Source organism: Clostridium sp. CCUG 7971 (genome assembly GCF_017590215.1).
Classification (GTDB): Bacteria; Bacillota; Clostridia; order Peptostreptococcales; family Peptostreptococcaceae; genus Faecalimicrobium.
In genome coordinates this window covers 1-8,438 of record NZ_JAFFPK010000162.1, presented here as the reverse complement: position 1 = coordinate 8,438, position 8,438 = coordinate 1, and the positions used below count along the sequence as shown (strand labels likewise).

At 28.3% G+C, this 8,438-nt stretch carries 6 protein-coding genes, 1 pseudogene and 1 riboswitch; of the genes and pseudogenes, 4 read left to right on the top strand and 3 right to left on the bottom strand.

The annotated features are described in order from the left end of the window. Positions 1–153: 153 nt before the first annotated feature. The gene (yaaA, locus tag JWF52_RS17390; RefSeq protein WP_208334751.1) at positions 154–924 is read right to left on the bottom strand and encodes a peroxide stress protein YaaA; all 771 of its coding nucleotides are present in this window, start codon (positions 922–924) and stop codon (positions 154–156) included. A 370-nt stretch (positions 925–1,294) separates the two neighbouring features. Between yaaA and JWF52_RS17385 the strand changes: the two genes are divergently transcribed. The 3 genes from JWF52_RS17385 (at position 1,295) to JWF52_RS17375 (ending at position 4,514) form a co-directional block, all read left to right on the top strand. Beyond that, on the top strand, positions 1,295–1,921 hold the full coding sequence (locus tag JWF52_RS17385; protein ID WP_042274911.1) for a DUF6198 family protein: 627 nt from the start codon (positions 1,295–1,297) through the stop codon (positions 1,919–1,921). 209 nt (positions 1,922–2,130) lie between these two features. Further along, the gene (gene gap / locus JWF52_RS17380) at positions 2,131–3,162 is read left to right on the top strand and encodes a type I glyceraldehyde-3-phosphate dehydrogenase (RefSeq protein WP_208334750.1); all 1,032 of its coding nucleotides are present in this window, start codon (positions 2,131–2,133) and stop codon (positions 3,160–3,162) included. A gap of 182 nt (positions 3,163–3,344) precedes the next feature. Further along, on the top strand, positions 3,345–4,514 hold the full coding sequence (locus tag JWF52_RS17375) for a CD0519/CD1768 family membrane protein (protein WP_208334749.1): 1,170 nt from the start codon (positions 3,345–3,347) through the stop codon (positions 4,512–4,514). A 49-nt stretch (positions 4,515–4,563) separates the two neighbouring features. Here JWF52_RS17375 and JWF52_RS17370 read toward each other — a convergent pair. Further along, positions 4,564–5,963, bottom strand: a pseudogene (locus JWF52_RS17370) (amino acid permease). A 202-nt stretch (positions 5,964–6,165) separates the two neighbouring features. Continuing rightward, a riboswitch (Lysine riboswitch) is annotated at positions 6,166–6,335 on the bottom strand. A 161-nt stretch (positions 6,336–6,496) separates the two neighbouring features. Beyond that, complete coding sequence (locus tag JWF52_RS17365) at positions 6,497–6,640, bottom strand: hypothetical protein (RefSeq protein WP_154658896.1); 144 nt, start codon at positions 6,638–6,640, stop codon at positions 6,497–6,499. Between the two features lie 184 nt (positions 6,641–6,824). On the opposite strand from JWF52_RS17365, the gene JWF52_RS17360 reads away from it, so the two are divergent. Further along, complete coding sequence (locus JWF52_RS17360) at positions 6,825–8,420, top strand: Na/Pi cotransporter family protein (RefSeq protein WP_208334748.1); 1,596 nt, start codon at positions 6,825–6,827, stop codon at positions 8,418–8,420. Positions 8,421–8,438: the final 18 nt, after the last annotated feature.

Genomic DNA, 8,438 nt, shown 5'->3' with positions numbered 1-8,438 from the left:
AGAGATAGGAATCATGACTGTTGTTGCAAGAGAGATAGAGATCATAACTGCTGTTGCAAATCTCGTAAATGTTGCTGTAGATAGTCATTAATATATAAAAGGCTATGAATTATCATAGTCTTTTTATATATTAATGACTATAAAATTTTATACTTATCTAGTAAATGTAAATACTTCATTATTGGATAGATTAGGATTAAATTCATATCCTTCCTTATTAAATAACTTAAGGTGTTCTATATCACTAACTCTGTTCTTTACAATATACTCAACCATATAACCACGAGCTTTTTTAGCATAAAGGCCTTTTACTTTATAAGTATCATTAATAGGGTTATATTCTTTGAATACAATATCTACAAATTTATAAGATTGTTTTAAAAGTTTTAAATCTATACATTTAATGTATTCAGAAGAAGCTAAATTAACTAAAACTGAGTTGTCGTGATTTTTTAACTCATCCATGATGTGATTAGTTATTTTTGATTTCCAAAACTTATATAAGTCTTTTCCGCAATTATTTTCAAGTTTCGTTTTCATCTCAAGTCTATAAGGTTGTATCATATCTAATGGACGTAAAACTCCATAAAGTCCAGAAAGTATCCTTAGATATTTATTTGCAAAATCTATATCTAAATCGTTAAAATTTGAAGCATTCATAGAATTAAATACTTCACCATCAAAAGCAAGTATACTTTGTAGTGTTTTATTATTAGATTTATTAAAACTTGAATACCTATTAAAATTTAAATTTGATAATTCATCGCTTAAATTCATTAAATTTTTTATATCAAAACTTGATAGTGGCTTTAATAAATCTATAAGATAATTAACTTCATCAGAAAAAATAGGGAATGAAGATTTATTTAATTTTATATTTTTATCAAAATTCATAGTCGTAGTTGGAGAAATTATAGTTATCAATGTTGTTCACCTCTTAATTTGTAATAATAAATATTATATACCAAATATGTATGCGTTTAAATCATAAGTATATAAAAATAGGCTAGTACTAAGGATAGTATTTCTAAACAAATAAAAAAATTATATAAACATGAATTTATTTATACTAAATATAAAAAGTATTAATATAAACTTTTTGAAAAATTAATATATGTGAAAGTATTGCAAATACTTAAGTACATATATAAAAATATAAAAAAATAAAAAATGATTAAAAAACCATTGAAAAAAAATAAAAAAAATAGTATAATTTTAAGTTTCAAAAAGTCGTGTATACAAAGCTATATTTATCTAATATAATAAAGTAAATCAAGAAAAAGGAAGGGATATTATGGCCGATCGGCGACTTTTAAAAACCATAGGGCTTATACTTTTAGGATCATTTATATTAGCATTTGGTTTTTACAATTTTTATTATTTAAACAATATAACAGAAGGTGGAGTGTTAGGACTTTTACTACTGTTAAAGAATCTATTCAATATACAGCCAGCACTAGCAAATATAGTAATTGATGGAGCACTTCTTTTAATAGGATATAAATTCTTTGGTAAAAAATTCTTTATATATTCTATAATTGCATCATTAAGTTTTTCATTTATGTATGATTGGTTTGAAGCTATAGGGCCACTCGTACCAAAAATTGATAGCATGTTTTTATCTACTATACTTGCAGGAATAAGCGTAGGTGTTGGGGTAGGACTTATCGTAAAAGCAGGTGCTGCTGCTGGAGGCGATGATGCTTTAGCATTAGTTATTGCTAAGACTACATCTTTAAATGTTGGTCAGGTATATTTATTAGGAGATGTTTGTATATTAATTTTATCACTATTATATTTATCAGTATTTGATGTATTTTACTCTTTAATAGCTGTAACTATAAGTGGTAAAGTTATAGATTATATCTATTATTATAACAATTCAAATAATGATTCAAAAAATCTTATTGAAAATATATAAAAAAGATAGGGTGTAAGTTATTTACGCTCTATCTTTTTTATATATGTAAATACAGGTCGAAAACAATAAAAAGTGTATACTATTTATCAAAAAATGACGAAAAAACAAATAATAATTAAAAAATGATAAAATGTGTTGCACAATTGATGCAAAAAGTATACAATAATCAATGAAAGTATATATCTTAGCCAATATAGGGGGATTTAAATATGAAAATAAAAGTAGGTATGAATGGATTTGGTAGAATCGGTAGAGCGGTTTTAAGAATTGCACAAGAAAGATTAAACGACGATATAGAAATAGTAGCTATAAATGCGAGAGCAAATGCAGAAACTTTAGCACATTTATTTACATATGACTCATGTTATGGAACATTTAAAGGAAATGTAGAAGTTAAAGATGATGATACTTTAGTAGTAAACTCAAAAGAAATAAAAATCGTAAGACATAATGATCCATCTAATATACCATGGGGGGAATTAGGTGTAGATTTAGTAATAGAATCTACGGGATTATTTACTCAAAAAGAAAAAGCGCAAAAGCATATAGATGCAGGAGCTAAAAAAGTAATATTAACTGCTCCTGGAACTAACGAAGATATAACTGTAGTTATGGGTGTTAATGAAGATAAATATGATAATGAATTACACAATATAATATCTAATGCATCTTGTACTACTAACTGTTTAGCACCATTTGTTAAAGTATTAGATGAAAGCTTTGGTGTAGAAAAAGGATTAATGACTACTATACATTCATATACAAATGATCAACAAATATTAGATAAAAATCATAAAGATTTAAGAAGAGCAAGGGCAGCAGCTGAATCAATGATACCAACTACAACAGGTGCTGCAAAAGCTGTTGCAAAAGTATTACCTCAATTACAAGGTAAATTAAATGGATTCTCAGTAAGGGTTCCGACTCCAACAGTTTCTTTAGTAGACTTAGTATGTGAACTGAAAAAAGAAGTAACTGTAGAAGAAGTAAATGCTGCTTTAAAAGAAGCATCTGAAGGTAAATTAAATGGAATATTAGGCTATAGTGAAAAGCCACTTGTATCAGTTGATTACAAAGGAGATTCAAGATCATCTATAATAGATGGATTATCAACTATGGTGTTAGAAAACAACATGGTTAAAGTAGTTTCTTGGTATGATAATGAGTGGGGTTACTCAACAAGAACTGTTGATTTAGTAAACTATGTAGTAAAAAATATGAACGTAGCTCATAACGAGTAAATAATAAAAATGGGAGAGAATTAAACAATTCTCTCCCATTTTTATTCTATTGATATATTGATATAAGTAAGTATGTATAGATTAATAACTTTATTTATTGTATAATATTGTAAACACAGATTAAAAGTTATTTTACAAAGATGCTCTTAGTCACAAAATTTAATAAGGGAGACGAAATTTATATGGAAAAAGGCATATCAAAAAGAAGTACAAAAGCCATAGGCATAGAAGCTTTTGTATTTACTGGACTTTTATTAGCTGGATTTTTATATGTAGCTAATATCATGGGTGCTGGAATAATGTTTAAAGTTATTATGAACACAGCACATGACTTACTTTTAAACACAGTATTTTTAATAATGGCAATGGCAGTATTAGCAGGTGCATTAAGTGCACTATTATCAGAGTTTGGTGTAATAGAACTACTTAACAAAATATTTGCCATTTTTATGAAACCCTTATATGGACTACCCGGAGCGAGCATAGCTGGTGCAATAACTACTTATTTATCAGATAACCCTGCAATAATATCATTTAGCAAAGATAAATCATTTACTAAATATTTTAAAAACTATCAAATCCCAGCTTTATGTAATTTAGGTACATCTTTTGGAATGGGGCTTATAGTAACTACATTTATGATATCTCAAGGTGAACAGTATGTATTACCTGCAATAATAGGAAATATTGGTGCGATAATAGGAAGTATCGTAAGTGTAAGGATAATGTTACACTTTACAAAAAAGTTTTATAAGTATAGTTCTGAGCAAGATTTAAGTAATTTAAAATTATCTAGAAGTGAAGATTTAAGAGAGATTAGAGAAGGAAATGTATTCCAGAGGTTTTTAGATGCAATGTTAGAAGGGGGAAAAAGTGGAGTAGAATTAGGACTAGCGATAATACCGGGAGTTCTAGTTGTATGTACCGTAGTAATGTTATTAACATTTGGTCCATCTACTGATCCTAATACTGGGGCTGCAGTATATACAGGTGCAGCATATGAAGGTATAGGACTGCTTCCAATTATAGGAGAAAAGCTTAGATTTATATTAGAGCCATTATTTGGTTTTACATCACCAGAAGCTATATCATTCCCAATTACATCATTAGGGGCTGTTGGAGCAGCGATGTCACTTGTACCTAAGTTTATAACAGATGGTATAGTAACTCCAAATGACATAGCAGTATTTACAGCTATGGGAATGTGTTGGAGTGGATATTTAAGTACGCATGTAGGTATGATGGATGCTTTAGATGCTAGACAAATAACAAGTAAAGCAATATTATCACATACAATAGGTGGTATATGTGCCGGTGCATCTGCACACTTTATATTTATGCTTGTAGGATAAAAAAAGAGTATAGACATTTTGTCTATACTCTTTTTTATATAATAAGTATTTATTTTTTAACTTCTTGTAAGTATTTATCAGTATTTTCAGTATAGGTTAAATCAACTTCATTTAGAGGAACAACCTTAGTTTTAAATTTAACTTTATAACCAATATATAATCCTAAAAATAAAGGAATACCGATGTAAGAAGCTATTAGCCCATTAAGGTCAATTCCATCGGGTTTTATATAAGAAAATCCTTGACCTATTATAATAATTATGCACATTAATAAGGATAATATAGGTGCAAATGGATACCACTTAGCTTTAAATTTTAAATCTTTTAAATTATTACCTTGATGAACATAAGCTTTTCTGAATCTATAGTGACAAATTGCTATACCAACCCATGATATAAATCCAGCAAGTCCAGAGGCAGCAACCAACCAAACATAAACAATACTTTCTGCAAATATACCTGTCAAGAAACAAAAAGAAGCGACTATAGTAGTTAATATTAAAGCATTTACAGGCACACCTTTTTTATTAGTTTTTGCAAAATTTTATGAGCCATACCTTCTTTAGCCATAGAATGAAGCATTCTAGTTGATGCATACATACCAGAGTTACCAGCAGACAATACAGAAGTTAATATTACTGCATTCATAAGGGAAGCAGCTTCAGCTATACCTGCTTTTTCAAATACCATTGTAAAGGGGCTTTCAGAAACTCCTGCCTGTGTAAAAGGGACTATAGCACCTAAAACGATTATTGTTCCTAAATAAAATATCAGTATTCTCCAAAATATCGATTTTATAGCTTTTGGGATAGTCTTTTCAGGATTTTCACTTTCACCAGCGGCAACGCCTATAAGTTCTGTACCTTGAAATGAGAAACCTGCAATTAAAAAAATAGCAAATATCGACTTTAATCCACCATGAAATGGACCATCAGATATAAAATAATTATGAAAACCTATATTACTAGAGCCCATTATTCCAAGTATCATCAACATACCTATTATTAAAAAAATAATTATAGTGACTAATTTTATTCCAGCAAACCAATATTCAGATTCACCGTATGCTTTTGATGATAAAAAGTTTAAAGAAACGATTATAACTAAAAATAATAAGCTCCAATAAATTCCAGAAACATTAGGGAACCAATATTTCATAATTAAAGAACCAGCGACCATTTCAGCTGCTATTGTTATAGCCCAGTTGTACCAGTAATTCCATCCGAGTGCAAACCCAAGTGCAGGGTCTATAAATTTAGAGGCATAGGAACTGAAGGATCCGGATATAGGCATAAAAGTTGCCATTTCTCCTAAACTTGTTATTAAAAAATAAACCATAATACCTACTAAACTATAGGCCACTAATGCTCCACCAGGACCAGCTTGATTAATAGTATTTCCCATTGCAAGAAATATACCTGTCCCAATAGAACCACCTAGTGCTATCATATTTAGGTGCCTTGCTTTTAAACCTCTTTTTAACTCTTGACTTTGTTCATTCACTTTAATTATCCTCCTTATGGTAATGTTTTTCCATAAGCAGGTAACTAAGATAATATAAAATTTTTTGACAATAAAAAAGCCATGAGCCTATACCCATGACGAAAATACGAAAACTCCATACAATAATATGAATGTATCGTACGTTTTCATTGAAAATAGCTCTTCACGAATTGTGACAGTCTTATATATATTCTACATAAGTCCAGCAAATAGTATTAAAGCTATTAACTATTCACTTCGGCGAAATTTCCTTTTATATTACTTCATTGAGCTTACCTCCATAATATTACTTTTAAATTTCGCGCCTCTATCTCAGTTATCTACTTGTTGTTTAAAATTATAACTTAAATAAATAATAAGTCAATAGAAAAAAAGAAAAAGTTTTCTGTATTTAGCTAGTACAAATTTCGATTTATAATATGTAAAAAGCACTACTTTTTTTTATTAAGTAGTGCTTTTGTGAATAAATAATTTAATATCTATTTATGAGAACTTACGGGTCTTGCGGTATTTTGGCTTACAGAACCAGTCTTAGAAGGTCTTAATCTTGGTTCAATATTAAGTTCTTCTGCTATTTCTAATTTTGTATTTTTAGCTTTTTTATTGTTTTTATTTTTAGCCATGATTTCCTCCTTAATACATTTAGTCATTAATAATTTAACCAAGAATTATATTAATATTCTAATGTTATAGGATTAGAAAATACTTATCTAATATTGTTTAAATTAAAGTTTATTTATGAATTATAACTGTAAAAATAGATAATCCTAAGCTTATAATATTTAAAAATAAAAAGGAGGGATGCATTTGAATATAGCGATAAGTCTTTTAGGAGGATTAGGACTTTTTTTGTATGGAATGAATTTAATGGGAGAGGGTTTACAAAAATCCGCAGGAGATAAATTAAAAAGAATAATAGAACTTTTAACTAGTAATATAATTATAGGAGTTTTAGTAGGAACACTTGTAACTGCGATTATACAAAGTTCTAGCGCTACTACTGTAATGGTAGTTGGATTTGTAAATGCGGGAATAATGACTTTAAATCAAGCAATAGGAGTGATAATGGGAGCAAATATTGGAACTACAGTTACAGCTCAACTTGTAAGTTTCAATTTAGAAGGTTTAGCTCCTATAACTTTAGGTATAGGTATTATATTATATTTATTTTCATCGAAATCTAAGATAAGAAACTTAGCGGAGATATTACTTGGATTTGGAATTTTATTTACAGGAATGGAGTTTATGAAAGATGCAGTAAAACCATTGGCTGAATTTAAAGGATTTACAGACGCATTAGTAGGATTTGGACAAAGACCTGTATTAGGTTTACTACTAGGTTTTGGAATAACTGCAATTGTTCAAAGTTCAAGTGCTTCTATGGGAATGCTAATAGCTCTTGCATCACAAGGATTAATTCCTTTAAATGCTGCCCTACCAATACTATATGGTCAAAATATTGGTACTTGTGTAACATCAATAATTTCAAGTATTGGAGCTAATAGAAATGCCAAAAGGGCAGCAATTATGCATCTATTATTTAATGTAATAGGGACATTATTATTTTTAATACTTTTAAATAGACCAACAGTATCTATAGTTACTAAAATAAATCCAAATGATATAGCTAGACAAATAGCTAATACTCATACAATTTTTAACATAGTATCAGTTTTAATTTTACTTCCTTTCTCGAAATATATAGTAAAATTAGCAATGAAAATTGTTCCTAGTGATGCAGACGAAGAAAATAATAAAACTTATCTTGACGAAAGAGTATTGGAGACTCCGTCTATTGCTTTTTCAAATGCTATCAAGGAAACTCTTAAAATGGGAGAAGTTACTAAAGAATGTTTAGAAAGTTCTATCAAAAGTTTTGTTAATAAGTCAGAAAAAGAAGTGAAGGTAACTTTTGAAAAAGAGAAAGTAATCAATGATTTTCAAAAAAGTTTAATAAGCTATCTTTTAAAATTATCTAAAAAATCAATACAACATGATTTAATTGAAGATATAGATAATCTTTTTAGTACTGTAAATGATATTGAAAGAATTGGAGAACATTCAAAAAATATATCTGAACTTTCACAAATAGCAATTGAAAGAAAAGCAAAAATGTCTGATGAAAGTATATCAGAAGTTAGCAATATGTATAAAAAAGTAATGGAAAACTATGAAAATTCTTTAAAACTTATTGATAATAGAGATAAGGATATAGCAATAAAAATAATTAAAATAGAAACTGAAGTAAATAAAATAGAAAAATCTATTCGAATAAATCATATATCTAGATTAAATAATGATAAGTGTGAAATTGATATGGGAATATTATATATAGAATTAATTAGTAACCTAGAAAGGATTTCAGACCATTGTTCAAACATAGCGAAAAGAACTCTTAAGTAAAAAGGCGTATATATACGC